The organism is Phaeodactylibacter sp. (assembly GCF_022763345.1).
Taxonomy (GTDB): Bacteria; Bacteroidota; Bacteroidia; order Chitinophagales; family Saprospiraceae; genus Phaeodactylibacter.
This window is the reverse complement of the sequence record NZ_JALEGS010000053.1, coordinates 75813-98057: the sequence shown is the minus strand read 5'-3', so window position 1 is coordinate 98057 and position 22245 is coordinate 75813. Positions and strand designations below refer to the sequence as shown.

Sequence of the window (22245 nt, the reverse complement as noted above, 5' to 3'; positions counted from 1 at the left end):
TGCAGATCGGATCCGCTGCCCACTGCTTCCATTTCTGCCGCCTTTTGCGAATCTGTGGAACCCCGGTTTGTTTTAAACGTGTTTTCGTATAAATTTTTTGTTTATTTTTTTGACGGTATTTTTGTACTTTTGAGGAAAATACATACAGGCATAAGCCAGTCAAAATATGAGTGAGACAGCTGAACAGAACGGTCAGGAAAATATCATCACCCTTAAGGGGATGTATGAGGATTACTTCCTGGACTATGCTTCCTACGTTATTCTGGAGCGCGCCGTACCCGGCATTATTGACGGATTGAAACCCGTACAGCGGCGTATACTCCACGCTATGCGGGAAATGCACGACGGGCGTTACCACAAAGTCGCGAACATCATCGGGCAGACCATGCAGTACCACCCGCACGGGGATGCTGCCATTGGCGATGCCCTGGTCAATCTTGGGCAAAAGGACCTGCTCATTGACCCGCAGGGCAACTGGGGCGATGTGCGTACCGGCGACAGCGCAGCCGCTCCCCGTTACATTGAGGCGCGCCTGACCAAGTTTGCGCTGGAGGTGGCCTTCAACCCTCAGACCACCGACTGGCAGCTGAGCTACGATGGCCGGAAGAAGGAGCCAATCGGGCTGCCGATGAAGTTCCCCATGCTCCTGGCGCAGGGTACTGATGGCATAGCTGTGGGGCTTTCTACTAAAATCCTGCCGCACAACTTCAACGAGCTCATCAAGGCTTCTATCAAGCTGCTGCAGGGAAAGAGGGTCAAAATCTACCCCGATTTCCAAACCGGCGGCATGATAGATGTATCGGACTATCGGAGCGGCAAACGGGGCGGCCGGGTAAAGGTGCGGGCTAAAATTGAGGCCGTAGACAAAAGCACTCTGGCCATTAAAGAACTGCCCTATGCCACGACTACGCAGTCCCTCATTGACAGTATTCTCAAGGCCAACGACAAAGGCAAAATCAAGATCAAAAAGGTGGTGGACAATACCGCCGAGCACGTCGAAGTACTGGTAGAGCTTGGGAACGGCGTTTCCCCTGACCTCACCATTGATGCGCTTTATGCCTTTACCAACTGTGAAATATCCATTTCACCAAACGCCTGCGTCATCATTAAGGACAAGCCCCACTTCATGACCGTGGAGGACATCCTGGATATTTGCACGCAGCAAACCAAAGCCCTTCTAAAGCGGGAGCTGGAAATCCGCAAGGCGGAGCTGCTGGAGAAACTGCACTTCGCCAGCCTCGAAAAGATTTTCATCGAAAACCGCATCTACCGGGACATTGAGCAGTGCGAAACCTGGGAGGCGGTATTGGAAGCGGTAGACAGCGGCCTGCGGAAGTATGTGCGTGTGCCCGGAGAAAAGCAAAAGAAAAACGATGACCGGCTGGAACTCCTGCGGGACATCACAGAGGACGACCTCGTGCGGCTGACCGAAATCCGGATCAAGCGGATTTCTAAATACAATACCTTCAAAGCGGAGGAGCAGATCAGTAAGCTGGAAGAGGAGCTCAAGGAAGTGCAGCATCACCTCGACAATCTCACGGACTACGCCATTGCATACTACGAAAACCTGTTGCAGAAATTCGGCAAAGGCAAAGAGCGGCGCACCATTATCACCACCTTTGAGAACATCGAAGCGACAGAGGTGGTGGCTAAAAATGCTAAGCTGTATGTAGACCGGAAGGAGGGCTTCTTCGGTACAGGCCTGAAAAAGGACGAATTCGTTTGCGAGTGCTCAGACATCGCGGATATCATCGTTTTCCGAAAAGATGGTAAGTATCAGGTGTCCCGGATTGCGGATAAAGTCTTTGTCGGCAAGGATATCATCCATATTGATGTCTGGAAGAAGGGCGATGACCGGACGACCTACAACGCCATATACGTAGACGGCAAGACCGGGCGGACGTTCGCCAAGCGCTTTCAGGTACAGTCCATCACCCGTGACCGGGAGTACGATATGACCACGGGTGAAAACGGTTCAAAACCGCTGTATTTCACCGCCAACCCGAATGGAGAAGCCGAAGTCGTTACCGTGCAACTCACACAGGGCAGCCGGGCGCGGAATAAAGTCTTCGATTATGACTTCAGTGAGTTGGAGATCAAAGGGCGGGGCTCCAAAGGCAATACCGTAACCAAATACCCCGTGCGCAAGGTTTCGCTGAAAGAAGAAGGAGAATCAACCCTTGGCGCGATCAAAATATGGATGGATGAAGTCAGCGGCCGCCTGAATACCGATGAGCGGGGGCTGCTTCTGGGCGAGTTCAACTCCGGCGACCACCTTTTTGCCATTTACAAGGAAGGGTCTTACGAAGTGATTGAGCTCGACCTCAATAAAAAATTTGAGCCCAAAGAGATTGTCTCCATTGGGAAGTTCGACCCTGAAGCCGTCGTCAGCGCGGTCTACTATGAAGGCGAGCGGGGCTGGTCCGTCGCCAAGCGCTTTCAGGTGGAGACCACCTCTACCAATCAGCGCTTCCTGTTCATCACGGAGCACAAGAAGAGCAAGCTGTTGTTTGCTACGCCCGAACCGGGTGCCGCTATCCAATATCAGATCAAAGAGGGCAGCCAGAAAATCGATCAGGAGCTCGACATAGAGGACTTCATTGACGTCAAAGGCTGGCGTGCCATGGGCAACAAAGTCGCCGATCAACGCCTGCTGTCTGTAAGCCCCCTGGAAAAGGAAACCGCTGCCTCAAAGGGCGGTGAGGAAAAACTCAAGCCGGGGGATAGCATCGACTTTGATGTGGAAGACGATGGGCAAACGAAGATGTTTGATTAACCCCGGATCAATAATCCGAAGGCGAAGTCTTCCAGCAACTCCTCCACCTGGCTCAGGTCATCCTCCTTCACTTCGATATCAGTGAGGGAGGGCAGGTGCTGGGCGAAGTAGATGTGGTTGTTCGCCATTTCCAGCAGCGTGCTGGCCAGTGCTCTGGGATAAGCATAATCGGGATTGACTTCTTTGATGATTTTTGCGATGCGCTTGGCCAGGCTTTTGTAGGTCAGGAAAAAGCCCTCCTTATTTTCTTCGTCCACCTGTTTGGTGTGGTACGCCTTGGTGGCTTCTGCCACTACGATGCGGTGCAGCACATCTTCATCCACAAACTGAATGGAGGTATTCCGGCGGGAGGTATCCACGATAGCGGAGATGGCAATTTTCAGTTTCTGCTTCGGGTCTTCAATATTCATAGTATTGTAATCGATGTGGAACTTCATCCACTCCCAATACCAGCAAAGCAGGTAGACCAACAGTCGGTGCTTATTCTCAAAATAGCGGTAAACGGAGGCCTCTGTGGAGTTGATCCGCTCTGCCAGCTTTTTGAAGGTAAAAGCCTCAAACCCGATCTCATCAATCAGGATAATGCTGTACTGAATGATCTTTTTGCCCAGCTTGGTGTCCTGTGGGTTTTTGAGATACAACCTTTCGTTGAGCTGCATCTGAATGAAAATTGACATCGCTATTGCAGTTTTTGTAGGTACGATCAACCACCTGTGTAATTGTGCTTTCAGGGCTGCCTGGCCTGTTCTTCAGTCAGGTCGCCGGGTTTTTCCTGCTCAAGGTAAGGCTTCAGCCAGCAAAGGCAGGATTCGAATCCTTCAAAAATAAAATTTATCAATGATAAGGCCGGGAATAATGTTGTTTCGAACCAGTATAAGCAGGGGCTAATCCTGCAAACCGAAGCAGGCCAGAAGGATGCCTTCCTGCTGCAAACTCCGGATCACATTATCCCTCGCATACAGCCCCAATCGGTCCATGTACGGCGCCCGCTCCATGCGCACGACGACTATTAAATACGGGGCAGACCTATACGATCTCTTAGAAGTGGTCAAAAACCGATAGAAAAGCTATCAAAAAACAATAAAAAAGGAGAGGCAATGCCTCTCCTCCAAAAGCCTCAGTCACCATGTAAATTCAATTCCAGTGGATAACCGGAATGAACTACAACAGAAATTCTTGTCACTATCTTTTGAGTAATTCGACTCAAACTGATAGTAAAACTACCAATAAACAGCGTGTTCGAATTTTTGTTTGCAGCGGTGACTTATTTTTTTTGTGCTTACCAGCCATCCCCGTCGAGCAGGTCGCCAAGGCCGCCGAGTACACTGCCTTCGCCCTTTTTGCCACCACCGTAGTGTTTGGACGCCCGCAGGACGCGGTCAGCCAGGCGGCTGAAAGGCAGGGATTGTACCCATACGCTGCCCGGCCCCTGAAGGCGGGCATAAAACAGGCCCTCTCCACCGAAAATAGCATTACGCACACCGCGCACCATCTCAATATCGTAGTCTACATCCTGCGTGAAGCCCACAAGGCAGCCCGTATCTACCCGCATCGTTTCGCCTATGGCCAGCTCTTTGCGGGTAACGGTGCCACCGGCATGCAGGAAGGACAAGCCATCGCCTTCCAGCTTTTGCATGATGAAGCCTTCGCCCCCGAAGAAGCCCCGGCCCAGCCGCTTCGAAAACTCAATACCGACAGATACCCCTTTGGCAGCGCAAAGGAAAGCATCCTTCTGACAGATGACTTTGCCACCGTGCTCTGACAGGTCGAGGGGGATAATCCGCCCGGGGTAGGGCGAAGCAAAAGAAACACGCTTCTTCCCGGTCCCGGCATGCGTAAATGCCGTCATAAACAGGCTCTCCCCGGTAATCAGGCGCTTGCCAGCCGAAAGGACTTTGCCCCAAAGACCGGAATTTTCTTCCCGGTGGCTGCCATCGCCAAAAATGGTGGCCATCTCGATGCTGTCGTCCATCATCATAAAGCTGCCGGCTTCTGCGATGACCGTCTCATAGGGGTCAAGCTCAATCTCAACGTACTGCATTTCTTCACCGAAGATCTGAAAATCTATCTCGTGTGCATTCATGGATAAGGTGTGGTTTATTAGAATTAATGCCTTAAAATAAGTTTTCTCGCTTAGAAGCCCCTAATCCTTTCGAGGGATACGCGCAAATTAACGACAAGCGCCCCACCGGAAAACTCCAGCGGGGCGCCTGATTGAATGGAAAACCCTTTTGGGTTTTTAGTTATACACTACTTGGCAGTAGATTACTTCTTCACAAATGGCATCGTCTGAATGCCCTGCTCGGTGCGGATCATCAGAAAGTACTGACCGGCTGGCAGTGCCTCTACATTGAATTCTGCCTGCTCGCGCTCACCTACACTGTTGTCGCGCTGACGCAACAGCACCTGTCCGTTAGCAGAAGTGATGTTGTACTCTACGAAGCTTGTGCTCTCCTTGAAAGTGATATTGGTGGTCAGCTTCTCCGCAGTTGGGTTCGGGAAGATGTCCATCTCAAAGGTTTCTGCACCTACTACGTCCTCTGTGCTTGTGGGTAATGGGGACGTCTTGATTGCAATCGAAACACCAGCATCGCGTGCTAATCCTTGAAAAAGACCCAGATTTGCAAAATCAGGTGTATTGGTTTCCGGATCAAAATCTGACTCCACAAAATAAGGCTCATCCGCTATATTGTAGGTCCCGTTCGCCACCTTGTAGTCAACGTACTGTGTGTAACTAATACTCTCGTCGAAAGCCATAAACACAGACCCTTCGCCCGTATGACGCACTCCAACCATATAGGCGGAAGCCTCTGGATTAACAATAGGCCCTGGCTCGGCAAAAGTCTCAAAGTTGGCAACAGGAAGTCTAAGGACACCTGTTTGTTCAGCATAGTCTTCCGGGAAAGCGAATGTTGCAATACCTACAACCTCGACTTCTGTATTTGCTATTATACTGTCTTCATCTGCATCTATCCACTCGTAAACATACCCTTCAAAAGAGGCATCGGCTAGTGTAGTACCCGTTGCGGAGAGGACCTCATAAAGAATGGTATCGATACGAATTAAACCAGCTCCTGAAGGAAATGCAAATGGTGCAAGTAATTCGTATACACCGCCTCCTTCTAAAGCATAAAATGTTCCCGTGCTGTTAGGCAGACCTGTTTCAGGATCCCACTGTGCTTTACTGTACAGGGAGTCCGAAATGGTAAAGGTAGAAGAGAAGGTGTTATCAAAATCCAGTTGGTCTACGCTATCCGATTCAACACTATAAGTCACTGTATAGCGGCCAATGCCGTTCTCAGGTACGAATCCCGGTAGAACAGCAAGGCTGGATGTTGAATCCGGCTCTACCGTTTCTTCCAGAGTCGTCGACTCAGTGTAAACGGTTGCAGGGTTTGAACCATCGAGTTCCGTGTATTCTACAGTTGCAGAAATGTCGAAATTTGCAGCATTGTTGGATCCGTTATTAACAATACTTGCACCAGGAACGACCGTAAAATTCTCAGGTGTCACTTGCTCCAATGGCACGATACCGTAGGGGGCTGTCATCACGTTTGCAGGTGTTGCTCCAATATCGTTTGGCAGTACCAGGTTGCCCATTGTGATGTTCACCGCCCCACTCTCCAGAGCAGTACGGATGGCCTGACCGTCCTCATAGCTTAGCATAGCTACCGGGATCGTAATGGACAAATCATCACCTCCCATGGGGATGACACCCGCGCCTGGCTGGTTGTTGAAAATGATTATACCAAGCGCGCCTGCGTTTTGCGCATTGAGCGCCTTTGAAACGAAAGTACAGCTGCCACGGTCAACGAGGGCAATCTTACCTTCCAGTTCTGCACCGTTTACGGCGGCCATACAGCCTTGCGTTGCTGTCTCTCCGGTACCGTCGTCAATGAATGCGGCATCAGCAGTTACCAGGGTATCCGTAAGTGGCGTACCAAAGTTAGCCGCAGTTCCAAACTCATACCCCCCTAAAAGTTCTTCGGGAGAGTTGACGAAAACCACCTGCGCATTGACCATAGTGATAGCCACGAACAGGGAAAGGATTGTAGTCGTAAAAATTTTCATAGAAGCAATTTTGATTACTAAATCGTTTTAAACATACGATATAAAGACCGCCGGAGCGGGCTAATCCAAGTCTGATTTTGATTAATGGGGCTTTCGGAAAACTTCAGTGTGTAGTATCAAACTGCCGACAAAACAGGCTCGGCTTCGAATTTCAGGTTGCTAAATTAATCATTTTGTCATACTGTCCGAAATGAAATCTTTTTCAACCCCAAACTCTTTTGACAACAAAGGAGAACCGGGCGAATTGAACACCATTAGAATAATCGTTTAAGCCATCCGGTTCGCTGCGGGGCTCGGTTTATATTTTTCCGCGAAACGTCAGGCTGCTGACATTTAACGCTGCGACCAACGGCTCTCCTTCTCGCTCCATCCGGCTCAAAAGCTGCAAACTCTGCCCAAGCTGCAGATTGTCCAACTGTCGATAGGCTGGTTTAGGCCGGTTGAGATGGTTGTACCAGCAATCCTGAAACAAGTCGTCCAAGACCACGCGTTGCAGGCAATGATCTTCCTGAATAGGCCATTGCTCCACTTGTGCCTGCTGCGGCAATTTCTCCCGGGTAAGCCAAAGGTACCATTGCTCCAAAAGCTGCCGGTGGCTTTTAAGTGCTTCGAAAGGCACCTGCCGCACCTGCAGGTAATCGGTCTTGCTATACGCCACGTATAATTTCCCGGTAGGTTCATCAAAATCGGCAGCTGTAATCTGATAGCGGTTTTGCTGCAGGCCTTCCTGTTCGGGCGTTAGTGTCGAGAGTTCCTTCCAGTCTTCAGCTGCTTCCGCAAAAAGCAACGGAGCTTTTCCACCGGGATGAAAAAGCTCCGCGCCCTGCTTTAGCAAATGATGGAGTTGTTTAGTGAGGTCAGCCATTCGAAGGGTTTTACTATCCAAATGGCTGGGTTGCTGCTTTGTTTAGCTAAACTTCTGCGTAGATGGCTTCGATGTCTTGCTGGTACTTGTCACGGATGACCCGCCGCTTGAGCTTCATCGTTGGCGTCAGTTCAGCAGCTGTACCGTCTGTACGGCTGGGCTCCCAGGAAGCTGCAATCAGGCAGAACTTCTTGATCTGCTCTATTTTGCTGAAATTCGGATTGTACTGATCGATGATCGATTGGTATTTGGCAATAACTTCAGGTTGCTGTACGGCGTCCTGCATGCCTTTCCACTCCACCCCATGACGGGCGCACCAGTCTTTGAGTGCGTCTTCGGCGGGCAGAATGATGGCAGAAACAAATTTGCGCTGCTCACCGACCACCATGACCTGCTCCACGAGGAAGTCTTCCTTGAGCTTATTTTCGATCGGTGCCGGCGCTACGTACTTGCCACCGGAGGTTTTGAGCAGCTCTTTCTTGCGGTCGGTGATTTTCAGGAACGGTTTGCCGCCCGGACCAGGTACCAGGGTACCCACATCACCGGTGCGGAACCACCGCTCTCCGTCAATATCTTTAAAGACCTCGGCGGTCGCTTCGGGCTTGTTGTAGTAGCCCATCATCACGTTTGGCCCTTTCGCCAGGATTTCGCCCTCGCCGGAGTTATAAGTGCCCTCAGAATCGTCGATGCGCAATTCCACGCTCTTCAAAGCCGGCCCAATCGTGCCCAACATACCTCCGCCCGGTGTGAAGTGCCCAATAGCCAGGCCCGGTGAAGTCTCCGTAAGCCCATACCCTTCGCGGATGGGTACGCCGGCAGCCGAAAACACCTTCGCCATTTTGACCGGGCAGGGGGCGGCCCCGGTAATGATACCTCTGACGTTGCCGCCGAGCGCTTCCCGCCATTTACTGAAAATCAGCTTATCAGCGATTTTCATCTTAATGGCTTTTAGGCCACTGTAGGATTTATCGTATTCATAGTCCTCTGTCAGGTTGAGGGCCCAAAAGAAGAGGGACTTTTTCGCGCCTGTCAGTTCCAGGCCTTTGTTGTAGATTTTTTCGTAGACCTTTTCCAGCAGGCGGGGCACCGTAGTAAAAAAATGCGGCTGCACGGCTTTCAGGTCGCCCTCATCCCCACCGAGGTTATCCGTGCCGGTAAAGGTGATGCTCGCGCTCAGGAAAGTATAGGCGTAGAGTGCAGCTCGTTCGAAAATATGGCACAGCGGCAGGAAACTTAGCACCTTGTGCTCGTTGTCTATCGGGAAAATGTTCATCACGTCCATCACGTTGCTCACGATATTACGGTGCGACAACATGACGCCCTTGGGCTCACCGGTAGTGCCCGAGGTATAGATGATGGTCGCCAGCTCGCTGGGCTTAATTTTAGCCATGATCGCTTCCACTTCCGCCTGTCCTTCATCTGAGAAGATATCTTCCCAGTAGGGCCGCCCATCCTGACGATCGAAGGTGTAGATATCCAAGAGGGAAGGGACATTAGCCTTGGCCGTATTTACCTTATCGTACAGGTCATCTTTGCCCACGAAGGCGTACTTCACTTCTGCGTCGTTGAAGATGTACTCATATTCCGCCGGGCTGATCGTTGGGTAGACCGGCACGTTAATGGCCCCGATTTGCTGTATGCCCAGGTCCAGCACCGCCCATTCCGGCCGGTTTTGATACACAGCCATGGCAATTTTATCGCCCGGTTTCACCCCAAGCTTGAGCAAGCCCCGGCTGACCTTATTGGCTTTATCCACTGTTTCCTGGGTGCTGTAGTACACCCATTGCTCGTTTTGGCGGTACCCGTAAGCCTTGTCCTGAGGATTGTGCTTGAGCTGGTACTGTATAAAGTCAAATAACCTGGTTGGATGGTCCATATTGTCCTGCAAGTTTTGGTTAGGTATCCGAAAGATAATTGGCAGAAAGCAAATGTGCGAAATAAAGCAGCAAAAAAACGACTGTCTGCCAACATTCTTTTAAGCCAAACAATCAACCCCGAAGGGCGGCACCCTGTTCGTAGAGGGCATCAATTTCTTTTTGGAATTTTTCTGCTATACGTTCCCGGCGGGGCTTTAGCGTTGGCGTAAGGTCGCCACTTGCTGCGGTCCAGGGCTCGTGGAGCAGGTGGATTTGCCCCACCTGTTTGTAATGCGGCAATTGGGCATTCACAATAGCCATTTGCTCCTGCATGAAGTTGACTACCTTATGATTGTGCACCATAAACTGCGGGGCAGTCCAGTGTACGTTGTGCGCCTCGCACCATTGCTTCAGCAGCCCAAACTGCGGCAGGATAAGGGCAACCGGAAACGGCCGCTGTGCACCAAGCACCATGCACTCCTCTATATAAGGTGTGCTTTTGGCCAGGTTTTCGATTTCTTCCGGAGCGACGTACCTGCCGTTGGTGGTTTTGAAAATGTCTTTTTGCCGGCCCGTTATTTTCAGGAACCGCTTGTGCACCCACTGCCCGCGGTCGCCGGTTTGCAGCCAGCCGTCTTCCGACAGCACGCGCTGGGTGTCCTCCGGCCTGTTGTAGTAGCCCAGCATGACATTCGGCCCCCGTACGAGGATTTCCCCATCCCCATCATCGCTTTCTTCTATTTTCACTTCAATGCCAGGAATAGGCCGCCCCACGGTGCCAAAGCGGGTGCCGCCCGGCTCAAACCGGTTGAAGGCAACCACGGGCGAAGTCTCGGTCATGCCATAGCCCTCATGAATGGAAAGCCCGGCAGCCGAAAACAGCCGTGCCAGCCGGGGCTGCAGTGCGGCAGCGCCGACCATGATGCCCTTTACGCGCCCACCCAACAAGCGCCTCCAGACGCTAAACACCAGCAGGTTGGCCACGCCCAGTTGCATACGGTACAAAAGATGGCCCCGATGCCGCATCCGGTACTGCATCCCTAACCGAATGGCCCAATGCGCCACCCAGCGGGGCAGCACGGGCAATTGCCCTATGCGTTCCTGAATTTCGTCGTAGGCGCGTTCCAGCAAGCGGGGTACTACCGTGAAGTAATGCGGCTTCACTTTGCGCATCAGATAGCGGGTTTCTTCGGGGTTGTTGGAGTAGTACACCGAAGCGCCGCAGGCCAGGTAAGCGTAGTTGACCATGCGCTCGAAAATGTGGCTTGGCGGCAGGAAGCTGATCACCCGGCTGTTCGCATTGACCGGTACAAGGCTGATGGTAGCTTTGATGTTGCTGACGATATTGCGGTGGGAGAGCATGACGCCCTTAGGCTCGCCGGCAGTGCCCGAGGTGTAGACGATGGTAGCCAGGTCTTCTTCGTGAATAGCCGCCCGGAGCACCTGCAGCTTTTCCTGATCGGAGGCGGTAGGCTCAGTCAGCAGGTCGTCCCAACTCGGATGATCGGGCAGGGACTGCATGCAATACACTTCCCTCAAATCCGGTAATTGCTCCTTGATTTGCTGTACTTTTTCGGTAGCCTCCCGGTTGGCCGTTACGACGTAGCCTACACCGGCTTCCCTGAGGATGAACTGTAACTCCCGGTCGCTGCAGTGGCTATGTACGGGCACCGGGATGAGCCCGGCCTGCATCAGGGCGATATCCATGAGCAGCCAGCGCGGGCTGCAGCGTTCGGCCAGGATTGCCACGCGGTCGCCCCGCCTGAGTCCCAGCGCCAGCCAGCCAGCACTAATACGGGCAGCAATCTGCTCGCAGTCTTGGGTGCTGAAATACTGCCAGCCTACGCTTTCGCGAATGGCAAGGGCTCTCTTGTTGGGAAAGCAGTGCTGTTGATAGGGCAAGATGTCGAATAATCGCCGGAAGTCCATATCAGGGGGCTTAGGTATAGGTTTCGACTTGGGGCTCCCTGAAAGATAGGGTTTTTTGTAGACTTCACGGTGTTTTGTCAAGCTTGAAATGGGTAGCTATATTTGGGGCTGCCGCGCCATTGGATGCCCATCGCTAAACCATGCGTATATCGGTAACCCAAATGCCAACGCACAGGTGCCGCGCCGTTAGGTGCGGAAGGTAAGCTACTGAACCTGTAGAGGCGACTGCGCTCCATAACTTTTTCATGCTGCTCGGGGCTTGGCATCAATCCCTTGGGGAAAACACATTCCGCACCTATGGCGCGGGGAGAAACTTTAGTAGATTGGAGATTACCCACAACATATAGTCCCCAAAGGGACTCGCCCCCACTGTCAGCAAAGCCCATCGGGCAAGAATCTAATCACTGGATTGAGCCACAAGCGCATGACCCTTAAAGCTCGGGCACTGCAAGCATTTTCTTTCTACAGCTGGGATAACCTGCGGCTTCTCTGAATTCTTATTGCCAAGTCAATTTGCCCTTAGCCTTCATCCATGGTTAACAAAGCTCTAGGATTTCGGCATAATCCAGCGGATCAGCAATGGGATGAGCAGCAAATCGCTAATCAGGGCACTCAAAAGGGTCAGGCTGATCAGCAGCCCAATCGTCACACTCGGCGGATGGATGGAGAACAGCATCACCAGGAAGCCAAAAAACAGGATAATGGAGGTCAGCACGATGGCCTTCCCCGTTTCCAAAAAGGTGATGCGCATAGCGGGCTCCAGCTCCAGCCCCTTGTTTTTAGCTAGTTTGTATTTACTGAGGAAGTGTATGGTATCATCTACAGCGATGCCAAAAATCACGGCAAAGACAATGGACACACCAGCTTCCAGCTCGATACCCAGAAAGCCCAGCAGCGCACCGGCCAGTATCAGGGGGAAAATATTAGGCAACAAGGAGATGAGCAGCATCTTGATATTCTGAAAAAGCAAAGCCATCAGCACGCTCACGATGAGAATGGCCATGCCAAGCCCATAGAGCAGATCGCGGCGCACATACTCGGCATTCTTATCGATAATCAGCCCGGTGCCGGTCCGCTGAAAGGCCACCACCGAAGTATCCGTATTCATGGTGATCCATTGGTCGATGTCCTCGCCTATGGCTTTGATGCTGTCAGCGCCGATGTCCTGCACCCGGGACGTGATGCGCGCTTTGGTCTCATCTTTGCTCAGTAGCACATTTACATTCAGCTTGGGCACCCGGCGGGCCATCCGCTGATAGCGCTCGAAGTCTGCCTCCGTTTCGGGCATGGCGTAGGCCTCGGGCGCGTTATTTTTCATCATCTGATTGATGCTCTTGTAGACGGCGGTAATGGAAGCTACGGCTTGTACAGATGGGTACTGCTTCAGGTGGTTTTCCACTTTAGCAATTTCCCGCATCACTGCCCAGTCGGTAGCTTTGTAGCCCTCTTTGGCAAATACTGCGAATTCCATGGGGCGGAAACCGGTCAGGTTTTTCTCAAAAAATTTGAAATCCTCAGTAATTTTCTCGCCAATTGGCATATTGTTAATGATGCCGTAGTTGGTCGTAATGCGGGAGATGCCCCAGAAGGCAATGCCCAGGGTCACAACGGCAGCCAGTGCAATCCGGCTGGGATAGCGCAGGGTGAAGTGGTACGCCCAATCCATAGATTTTTCCCAAAAAGCCTGCCCCTTACCCAGTTTGATAATCTGATCGGCACGGAACCAGGAAAGCACCGCTGTGGTGAAGAAAATTACGGTCACGTAAGCCACCATTACTCCGATGGCTGCATTGATCCCGAATTCACGAATTGGGCCCACCTTGCTGGTGAGCAGGGAGGCAAATCCGATCGCCGTGGTGATGGAAGTCAGGAGCGTGGCCAGCCCGATTTCCTTGATGGCGGTTACGATGGCTTTGTCCTGCCGCTCGCCTTTTCGCAGTTCGTCGATGTATTTGGACATGATGTGGATGACATCTGAAGTCCCCACGATAATCATCAGCACAGGGTAGAGGGCAGCCATGGCATTCAGCTCCCGCCCGGTAGCGCCCAACAGCCCCATAAACAGCAGCATGCCCAGCCCGATAGATACCAGCGCTACGAAGATGCCCCAGGGCTTGCGGAAGATGACAAACATGATTAGCGTAACCAAAATACCCGAGATGATAGCAGATACGGTGATTTCCCGCTTTTGCATATCCACCAGCTCCTTTTGAAAATAGGGCCGGCCGAGGTAGTGGTATTCTTCGAAGTCGTAGGTATTGATCTGCTCATCGAGGGCGGCCATGAGCTCGCGTGCCTGATCGAGTTGTATGCTGGGAATGGTCTTAAGGAATACCACTAGCGTTTTCCCGTCCTCTGAAATCAGGTTGTGCACAAAGCGCTCATCCGAAAGAATACGGGCGCTATCGGCCGGAAGCCGCTCTGGCTGATCGATGTGAATCGCCGGCACGGTAGTGATCGCGAATGGCGTACGTACCGGGTAGGAGAACTTGGTCAGCGACTGGCTTTCTTCGATGTAAGGCAATTCGCGTGCAGATAGCGTGAAGTCGTGAAACCGCTCCAGGAAGTCCTGTTCGAAGACGCCCTGTTCGCGGCGCACAGCGACGAGCAGAAAGTTATCGTCCCCTTCGAAGTTTTCCACAAAGTCCCGGAAAAACTCCAGGTCTTCGTCCCCTTCCGGGAAGAACTGTTCGAAATCGAAGGAGAATTGCAATTGGGTAACGTAGTACCCGCTGATGGCTGCCAGTACCAGAAAGGTGGCGACAGAGATAATCCGCAGTTTGCTTTTCATGCGAGGTTGATGCTCAGTTGTTGACTTGTTCGACGGTATATACGCAATACGAAGTGGTTTGCGACATCGACCACTGACGAAGCGTAGCTTGTCAGGGCAGGCCAGTGACGAAGCATAGCTTGTCAGGGCAGGCGCAAGCCACTTCTCAGCGTAGATGCTGACCTGTCTGCCGAAGTACCGATACGCAGGCAGGCATTGAGTAGGTTTGCTGTGGCAAACCACTTAATCGTCAGTATAACCACACCGGGTAAATTTAGTTGAGCACATCAGGCAGGTGAAGGAACACAACAGGCCGTATGCATCTCTTTGCACACGGCCTGCGGGTTCATTCCTGCTGAGGTTTTGCGCTACACGAAACGCTGCATGTGGTAGGCCACCAGCGTATGCAAAGCAGCGAGTGCCAGAGCTTTGGCTTCCTTGGGCTTATACCCCTTGTCCATAAAGTAATCTTCAAGCCTTACCTGGCTTTGGAAATACATCGCCTGGAAGGCTGTGCCCAACTGCTCCGTAAGCGGGTCTTTTTTTGACCAGTTGCTGACACCTTTCATCAGGTTTTCGTGCCAGTTTTCCACTGATTCCCGCTCCTTGTCGTTGAGGGTTTTGGGAGCGGCGTATAGACGGGAGCGCTCCGTAGCCGCTTGTGCCAACCGCTTCTGGTCGAAGGAGCTCCGGGCGCCCAAATCTGCAGCCAGCGTAACCATAATCCGGACCTCCGGCCAGCTTTCAAACTGCCCACAGCCTTGTAGCTTTAATTCATCTCCGATTAATGTAGATAATGAGGTGTAGGCTTCTGCTGATTCTGCCGGGTGGCGGGCTGCCAACCAGCAGGGGGCCGCTTCTTCCGTACCTGGTGCGGCGTGTACAAACAAGAGGTGCTGAATCAACTGTCCGTTATTCTCGTAAGCATAGGTAAAGCTGGGATCAAAAGCCACGCCTTCGAGTTTTTTGCCCTGGAAAGCCTCCCGGATGGCGGTATTCATGCGCTTATTGACTTCCTGCCCTGGTCCAAAATTCTGGAACAGCTGGTAAGCCTGGTAAGCCTTAGCCAGCGGGTCGGCGCTGTAGTCGTCCAGGCGGGCAGCAGCGGCAGCGCTATACCCCATTTCATTAATTACTTTCTGTAGCTCACTGTCTGCGCCTTCCTGTCCGGGCAGTGGCGATTGCTCGGCGACAAGCTGATACTGCTGCAGGGTGCGGTTTTGAGCAAAATACTTTTCATACCCTGCCTGGGTGCCCGGCCCGTAGTAGCCATCCAATGAGCCCGTGTAAGCTTTGGCAGCTTTGAGGATACGTTGCAGGTCGAGAGCAGAGCCCCGCTTTACGCTGCCATCAATGGCTGGAAGAGCAGGTGCGGGTGCTGTACCTGTTGTCGGGGCGACATCCCCCGCGTAGTAGTCGTAGCTTGAAGGAAGGTTAGGCACAGCGGGAGGAGGGGGCGGTGTTGCGGGCTGACGGGCCTGAAGCACTTCGTTAGCATCGGCAGGTGTGGTATAGGGCTGAGTGGAGTTACTATTGTTTGGCAGGCGTTCGCCTTTTGTCTGGTCATAGCTCTGCGGTGGTGCAGCGGAGCCAGGGTTTTCGTTCATCGCCAATGGGATGAGCGGTTTTTTTGTACCGGTTTCGAATGCTGTCAGTGGCAGCAGGTATCCACTGGGTACGTTTTTGACAAAGGCATCTTTGTAGCCCAAGTCCCGAATGCCAGGCAGTACCGCCTGAGCAGCCGCTTCACTGGTGAAAGGGCCGGTAACTATTTTTATCAGATTGCCCTGCAGTATGCCATAAAGCGGGCCTGCTTTCATCAGGCTTTCCCACTCTATGGGGCGGTTGATTTGGCGGGTCGCCATTTGCACAATTGCTGCCGGGGCATTAGGATCGATGGCACGTTCCTGAACGAAAGCATTGGCATAGCCATTTTGGCGGACACTAGCCGCAAGCTGCTCGGCAGGGGGGCGGTTCTCAAACCCGCCAACGTAAACTTCCATTAGATTGTTCCCGAGGTCTTGTGCGTGGACAAAACCCAATTCGCGCAACGCACTGAAGTCTTCTGGTTTTGCGTCAATAAATGTCCCGACCTGAACCGTGTAGAAGGATTCGTTTTGAGCCTGTGCCAATGAGATGGTAAGGAACAAAACAGCTAAAGTGGTTTGCCAAAGTTTCATCATGGTTTTCTTATTTTTTGAAAAGTGGCTATACGCACTGCTTGTTCTTTTTTTGCGTACACCGGTGCATATGCTATAGGATTGTTGCCTGGTACATGTCCAAAACGGAAATCAGACCTTGCAAATTTTGTATTCTTTTGATTGATCAATCCATAGCATCCAAATTTCAATAATTTTTCCCTCTTTTTCACTATTTTGTTTAAAACAAATTCAGCGCCCAATACGAACCATATCCACTAAGCCGGGTTTATCTCCTAAACGCCTACCATTATGAGCCAGGAAAAACCCATAATTAAAGAGTACAGCAACGGGGAAATCACGATCGTTTGGAAGCCGAAGTTATGTATGCATTCCAGGCTCTGCTTTAACGGCCTGCCCGAAGTGTTCGACCCTCAGGCCCGGCCGTGGGTAAATGCGGAAGGGGCTGAGAGCGAACGGATCGCCGAGCAAGTCAAAAAGTGCCCGTCGGGAGCATTGACCTTTTACTACAACGATGAAAATAAACAAGCTGTACAGGCTAACAAACAGGCGCCTGCAGGAGCAACAGAAGCTGAAGTCATACCCAATGGCCCGCTAATGATCAAAGGGACAATCGCGCTTAAAGATGGGCAAGGCAACACTTCTGTGCAGGAAAAGCTGACGGCTTTTTGCCGCTGCGGAGCTTCCTCCAATAAGCCATTCTGTGACGGTTCTCACAAAAAGATCGGTTTTGAGGGCTAATCCTGTTGTATTCCAAAATAAAAAAGGCTGACAGCAAATTACGCGCTGTCAGCCTTTTTTGATTAAAGTCCGGACTGATTAAGCTTTCCTGACAAAGTTCATGATCAGGGATACGACTAACAGTACCAGGAAAATGTAGAAAATGACTTTGGCTATCGCTGCGGCTCCTGCGGCAATACCACCGAATCCGAACACAGCAGCAATCAATGCAATAATGAAAAAAATCAAGGCGTAACGTAACATAATCATTTGGTTTTTGAGGAGGCTTTCCCCCCTGTTTTAGAATCACCTTTTGAACGGACCGGCCTGTTGCAGTGTTCGTTCGGTCCGGTGCTGGGTACCAACTAAAGCGCTTTTGAGGTGTTTTTTAGTGGATTAACCTATCTTGTCTAGCAATTATGAAATACCGTTCTGTTGCTGCCATTTTGCCAAGTGAGTCTATAGAAATGGGGAAAACTATCGTTAAACAGCCCCTGCCTACTGTCCGGGTAGAGCGCATAGACCCCTTTCTCCTGCTCCACCACTTCGGCCCTTATGAGGTAACCCCTCCTTTCGATCCGTTGGACGTAGGCCCACATCCACACCGTGGGTTTGAGCCGGTTACCTTTCTGTACCAGGGCGAGTTGAGGCACAAAGACAGCCGGGGCAACGAAGGCATACTCCGCAGTGGCGATGTGCAATGGATGACCGCCGGGCGGGGCATCATTCACAGCGAGCGGTCCAGCCGGGATTTCCTGGAACAAGGCGGCATACTGGAAGGCATACAGCTTTGGATCAATCTGCCCCGTAAGGACAAAATGGTACAGCCGGATTACCAAAATATCAAAACAGCGGATATCCCAACGATTGAAATGGATGGCGCAAAAGTCAGGGTAAAAGTGGTGGCTGGCTATTTCAACGGAACCAAGGGCCCCGCCCGGACCCGTACTGAACTGATGGCGCTGCAGGTCTCCATTGCCAGGACTGGTTTTGTACAAATTCCTTTACCTACTGGTCATAATACATTCGTTTATATCGTCAACGGCAAAGTTCAGCTTAATGACAACTGGTCTTACGACAAAGAGCACCTGATACAGTTCCGGCTTGATGGAAAGGGCATTGCACTCCGGGCTGAAGCCGATAGCGAGGTCCTGCTCTTATCAGGGCTGCCCATCGACGAGCCCGTCGCTCAGTGGGGGCCATACGTTATGAACACTCAGACCGAAATCATGGAAGCTATGCGGGACTATCAAATGGGTAAAATGGGCTTTTACACCGAATATTGAAGATAGGTCTGCCCTACGTAGTACTTGTCTGAGCCCGGCGAGTAAAGTATGTAGACGTAATGCATGCGCAATGGGGTGAAACACGAAAGCCCCGAAGCTTTACGCTCCGGGGCTTGGCGCCTCAGATAGGACTTGAACCTATGACCTACGGATTAACAGTCCGCCGCTCTAACCAGCTGAGCTACTGAGGCAACTTTATTTCAAAGCTCTTTTGCTGGCGGTTACAGGACTTGAACCTATGACCTGCGGATTAATCCCGGTTCACCGGGACCGCTCTAACCAGCTTCCCGATTGTTATCGGGACTGAGGCAATTTGCCCTGAGAAACTTCGAAAATCATTGCTCTTCGAAGTAACTGTTTATACTTAAATCCTCTTTCTTTCAAAAGGCGAGTGCAAAGTTATACCATCTAAAATAAATGTGCAATCTTTGTAACAGAAAAATTTTAAAAATAATTCAGATGAGCCTATTAGCCGTTGGAACTGTAGCTTTTGACGACATCGAAACCCCTTTTGGGCGAGCCGAAAAGGTGGTGGGCGGTGCTGCAACCTACATTACACTCGCTGCTTCTTATTTTACAGACCGCCTCAAAATCGTATCTGTTATCGGGGATGACTTCCCGCAGCAGGAACTGGACTTTATGGCATCAAGGGGCATTGACCTTGATGGCTTGCAGGTAAAAGAGGGGGAGAAATCCTTCTTTTGGGCCGGTAAGTACCACGACAACCTGAACGACCGTGATACCCTCGATACCCAACTCAACGTGCTGGCAGATTTTAAGCCGGTCCTCCCGGAAAACTATAAGGACGCGGAGTACCTGATGTTGGGCAACCTGACCCCATCTGTACAGTCAGAGGTGATCGAACAATTGAATAACCGACCAAAGTTTATCGCGCTGGACACCATGAATTTCTGGATGGACACAGCGATGGAAAGTCTGTTGCAGGTCCTCAAGAAAATTGACGGCCTGATCATTAACGATGAGGAAGCGCGGCAACTGTCGGGAGAACACTCCCTGGTTAAAGCAGCGGAAGTGATCCATGGCATGGGGCCTAAGCATCTTGTGATTAAGAAAGGAGAGCATGGCGCTCTGCTCTTTGAAGGCGGGAAGGTCTTCTTTGCACCGGCGCTGCCACTGGCAGAAGTTTTCGACCCTACTGGTGCCGGAGATACTTTCGCAGGGGGCTTTATGGGCTATATTGCCCGTACCGGCGACCTTTCCTTCGAGAATATGAAGCGCGCCGTGATCTACGGTTCTGCTATGGCTTCCTTTTGCGTAGAGAAATTTGGTATCGAGCGGATGAAAGAGCTCAACAACAAAGCCATCAATAAGCGCATCGCCCGGTTTGTTGACCTGGTGAACTTCGATGCCGATATAGAACTCTAATCAGCGTAGTTCTGAGCCTGTAATACAAAGCCCCTGCAAGCAACAAATGCATGCAGGGGCTTCCTTTTTTGGAAAACACGGAGGTTCACCCTTCCATTTCCTCCAAAATCTGCTCGGTGTGGGCTTTGGTCTTCACTTTTTTGAAAACCTTCTCAATTTTACCTTCCTCATCAATAATGAAGGTAGTGCGGTGTACCCCATCGTAGGTCTTGCCCATGAACTGCTTTTCGCCCCATACTTCGTAGGCATTCAGTACTTCCTTCTCTGTATCTGCCAGCAGCGGGAAAGGCAGGTCGTGCTTTTTGATGAAGTTTTGGTGCTTCTTAGCACTGTCGGGGCTCACACCAAGCAACTCGTAGCCTTTAGCTTTGAGGCCTTCAAAGTTGTCACGCAGATTGCAGGCTTCTGCCGTACAGCCGGGCGTATTGTCCTTAGGGTAGAAAAACAGGATGAGCTTCTTCCCCTTGTAATCAGACAGGGAAATGGTATTTTCATTCTGGTCAATACCCGTGAAATCCGGCGCCTTATCACCTTCCTTCAAAGTTGTCATTTTTGATGCATTTTGGTTTGCAATGCCATTACAACAAAGGCAGCAGATGGAGGTTCAAAGGGCGGCTTAAAGCCGATGGTACAGTTGCCGCAAGCTCTCCACACTATGCCCGGGCGCAAAAATATCGATGTACGGCATCGCCGCCTGCATACCCTGTGTTTTGGCCTCATAGCGGGCACTGCCTGCGAGGGGATTGAGCCAAATGACTTTTGCGGCTTTATGCTGAATGCAGCGCATACTGTTTTCCAGCTGCGCTATATCGCCCGTATCCCAGCCATCGCTCATGATGATGACGACAGTCTGCCGGTTGAGCAGGCGGTTGCCATATTGCCGGTAAAACTGATGAAGGCTGGCGCCGATCTTTGTCCCCCCGGACCAACCGCTGACCTGAAGGGCTACCTCCTCCAGTGCCGATTTGAAATCACGCTGCCGCAAGGCAGGCGTCACCCGGTACAATTGGGTGCTGAATGCAAAAGCCTCTATGCGCCGGTAGTTAGACTGAAAGGCATACACGAATTGCAAGAGAAACCGGCTGTACAAATCCATCGACTTGCTCACATCGCACAACAGCACAATCTGCTTCTTTTGACGGGCCGGTTTGAAGTGGGTCAGTTCCAGAAGCTCCCCTCCACGCCTCATATTTTGGCGAAGGGTGCGGCGCAGGTCCAGCTGAAGCGGTTTGTTGGAAGCTTTGCGCCGCCGGCTTTCCCTTAGGGCGAGGGTGCGGGCAATACGATGGATCATTGCTGCCATTTCACTCAACTCTTCCTCGGCGAGGAGGGAAAAATCCTTGCGGCTCAGTACTTCCTGCGTGCTGTACGTTGCCATCTCCGTCTCATCCGTGGAGGTGTTGCCTTGCAGCCAGCTTTTGATCGACTGCAATCCTGGCGTGCCGGTCTTGCGGGTATTCTGATTGCGTTTTTCTTTAGCGTGCTTCAGCTTGGAATCCACAGCCTTGTCCAGCTCCCGCCAGTACTGCGCGTACAATTCATCAAAGACCCGAAGCTGAGCGTAAGTGCGCGCCAGGGTGGCCCGAAGACAAAGCTGCAATTGCTCCGGTGCATCAAAAGCGCCCAGGGTACTCAATGCCCGTAGTGCATCAGCTTCCTCCCTTGGCCCAATGGTAAACCCCTTTTGCCGGAGAAAACGGCAGAAAGCCACAATATTCGCTGAAAGGGAAGTCTGTCGCTGAATTAACGGTGTGTTCATTGCAGTGCGGTTTCCAGTTCCACCATAAAATCCTGAGCGTCCCGGAAACCCTTAAAGCGGCTGATGGTCTGTTGCCGTTCATCCAGGATGACGTAGGAAGGGTAGCTGATGTCGCCTTTCATGAGCGCATAGGCCAGGCTGTGCAGGGATTTTCGGCCGGTACTCACCAGCTCAAACTCTTTTCCATTAATGTTGATCGGCGGAGCTTTCTCTGCATTGAACTTAACCGGGTAGAAGTTTTCCTGTAGGTACCCAGCTACCTTAGGGTTAGAAAAGGTTTTCTGGTCCATGACTTTGCACCAGCGGCACCAATCGGTGTACAGATCAATGAATATGGGTTTGGGGCGGTGGCGTTGTTGTTTTAAAGCATCCTCTAAATCGAGCCAGGTGACTTCCGCCGGTAAGACGCTTTCAGGCTGGCTAGCTTCTTCCCTTGGTGCCTCTTCAACGCAACCGGGTAACAAAAACAGGGCAAAAAAGGCGTAGATACTGTACTTCATCTTATCGGGCAGGTTGGTGGGTGGAAGGCAGTGTTTTGTCTTTGGGCTGACTACTCATCGGACAGCCGCAGTTATAAGCTTTACAACCCGATAAAAGAGCAAGACCTAGAAATAGCAGCCCGGCTTTGAAAGTGTTGCGCATAGATTTACGATATTGTTGTTGTGGAA

16 protein-coding genes and 1 tRNA gene are annotated in these 22245 nt (G+C 51.5%); 4 read left to right on the top strand and 13 right to left on the bottom strand.

Going from position 1 to position 22245, the window contains the following annotated elements:
• Positions 1–166 precede the first annotated feature (166 nt).
• On the top strand, positions 167–2776 hold the full coding sequence (locus tag MRY86_RS15160) for a DNA gyrase/topoisomerase IV subunit A (RefSeq protein WP_293567235.1): 2610 nt from the start codon (positions 167–169) through the stop codon (positions 2774–2776).
• Here MRY86_RS15160 and MRY86_RS15155 read toward each other — a convergent pair.
• The 8 genes from MRY86_RS15155 to MRY86_RS15120 all read right to left on the bottom strand — a co-directional run bounded on the left by MRY86_RS15155 (position 2773) and on the right by MRY86_RS15120 (position 16450).
• Positions 2773–3453 carry a TetR/AcrR family transcriptional regulator gene (locus tag MRY86_RS15155; RefSeq protein ID WP_293567234.1) on the bottom strand — a complete coding sequence of 227 codons (681 nt, stop codon included), beginning with the start codon at positions 3451–3453 and terminating at the stop codon, positions 2773–2775. The two genes, MRY86_RS15160 and MRY86_RS15155, sit on opposite strands and share 4 nt — an antisense overlap.
• A gap of 602 nt (positions 3454–4055) precedes the next feature.
• Complete coding sequence (locus tag MRY86_RS15150) at positions 4056–4859, bottom strand: TIGR00266 family protein (protein ID WP_039723554.1); 804 nt, start codon at positions 4857–4859, stop codon at positions 4056–4058.
• 182 nt (positions 4860–5041) lie between these two features.
• Positions 5042–6847: a PA domain-containing protein gene (locus MRY86_RS15145; RefSeq protein WP_293567233.1), complete on the bottom strand. Its 1806-nt coding sequence runs from the start codon at positions 6845–6847 to the stop codon at positions 5042–5044.
• Between the two features lie 298 nt (positions 6848–7145).
• A complete protein-coding gene (locus MRY86_RS15140) occupies positions 7146–7712 on the bottom strand; it encodes a hypothetical protein (protein WP_293567232.1) in 567 nt (188 codons plus the stop codon).
• Positions 7713–7758: 46 nt separating this feature from the next.
• Entirely contained in the window at positions 7759–9588 is a 1830-nt protein-coding gene (locus MRY86_RS15135; RefSeq protein WP_293567231.1) for a long-chain fatty acid--CoA ligase, read from the bottom strand.
• Between the two features lie 112 nt (positions 9589–9700).
• On the bottom strand, positions 9701–11497 hold the full coding sequence (locus MRY86_RS15130) for a long-chain fatty acid--CoA ligase (protein WP_293567230.1): 1797 nt from the start codon (positions 11495–11497) through the stop codon (positions 9701–9703).
• A 547-nt stretch (positions 11498–12044) separates the two neighbouring features.
• A complete protein-coding gene (locus MRY86_RS15125; RefSeq protein WP_293567229.1) occupies positions 12045–14288 on the bottom strand; it encodes an MMPL family transporter in 2244 nt (747 codons plus the stop codon).
• A gap of 347 nt (positions 14289–14635) precedes the next feature.
• Positions 14636–16450 carry a hypothetical protein gene (locus tag MRY86_RS15120; protein WP_293567228.1) on the bottom strand — a complete coding sequence of 605 codons (1815 nt, stop codon included), beginning with the start codon at positions 16448–16450 and terminating at the stop codon, positions 14636–14638.
• Positions 16451–16717: 267 nt separating this feature from the next.
• On the opposite strand from MRY86_RS15120, the gene MRY86_RS15115 reads away from it, so the two are divergent.
• The gene (locus MRY86_RS15115; protein WP_293567227.1) at positions 16718–17167 is read left to right on the top strand and encodes a (4Fe-4S)-binding protein; all 450 of its coding nucleotides are present in this window, start codon (positions 16718–16720) and stop codon (positions 17165–17167) included.
• 78 nt (positions 17168–17245) lie between these two features.
• Here MRY86_RS15115 and MRY86_RS15110 read toward each other — a convergent pair whose 3' ends face one another.
• Positions 17246–17410, bottom strand: coding sequence for a DUF1328 family protein (locus MRY86_RS15110; RefSeq protein WP_044148900.1), 165 nt, complete (start codon positions 17408–17410; stop codon positions 17246–17248).
• Between the two features lie 155 nt (positions 17411–17565).
• Here MRY86_RS15110 and MRY86_RS15105 point away from each other — a divergent pair, with 155 nt between their 5' ends.
• Positions 17566–18432, top strand: coding sequence for a pirin family protein (locus MRY86_RS15105; protein WP_293567226.1), 867 nt, complete (start codon positions 17566–17568; stop codon positions 18430–18432).
• A 114-nt stretch (positions 18433–18546) separates the two neighbouring features.
• Here the strand turns inward: MRY86_RS15105 and MRY86_RS15100 are convergent.
• Positions 18547–18623 (bottom strand) — tRNA-Asn (locus tag MRY86_RS15100).
• A 268-nt stretch (positions 18624–18891) separates the two neighbouring features.
• Here MRY86_RS15100 and MRY86_RS15095 point away from each other — a divergent pair.
• The gene (locus MRY86_RS15095; RefSeq protein WP_293567225.1) at positions 18892–19818 is read left to right on the top strand and encodes a PfkB family carbohydrate kinase; all 927 of its coding nucleotides are present in this window, start codon (positions 18892–18894) and stop codon (positions 19816–19818) included.
• Positions 19819–19903: 85 nt separating this feature from the next.
• On the opposite strand, the gene bcp is transcribed toward MRY86_RS15095, so the two are convergent.
• The 3 genes from bcp to MRY86_RS15080 all read right to left on the bottom strand — a co-directional run bounded on the left by bcp (position 19904) and on the right by MRY86_RS15080 (position 22077).
• Positions 19904–20368 carry a thioredoxin-dependent thiol peroxidase gene (gene bcp / locus MRY86_RS15090; RefSeq protein WP_293567224.1) on the bottom strand — a complete coding sequence of 155 codons (465 nt, stop codon included), beginning with the start codon at positions 20366–20368 and terminating at the stop codon, positions 19904–19906.
• Between the two features lie 66 nt (positions 20369–20434).
• Positions 20435–21577: a VWA domain-containing protein gene (locus MRY86_RS15085; RefSeq protein WP_293567223.1), complete on the bottom strand. Its 1143-nt coding sequence runs from the start codon at positions 21575–21577 to the stop codon at positions 20435–20437.
• Complete coding sequence (locus MRY86_RS15080) at positions 21574–22077, bottom strand: DUF255 domain-containing protein (RefSeq protein WP_293567222.1); 504 nt, start codon at positions 22075–22077, stop codon at positions 21574–21576. Before MRY86_RS15080 ends, MRY86_RS15085 begins: the two co-directional genes overlap by 4 nt.
• Positions 22078–22245: the final 168 nt, after the last annotated feature.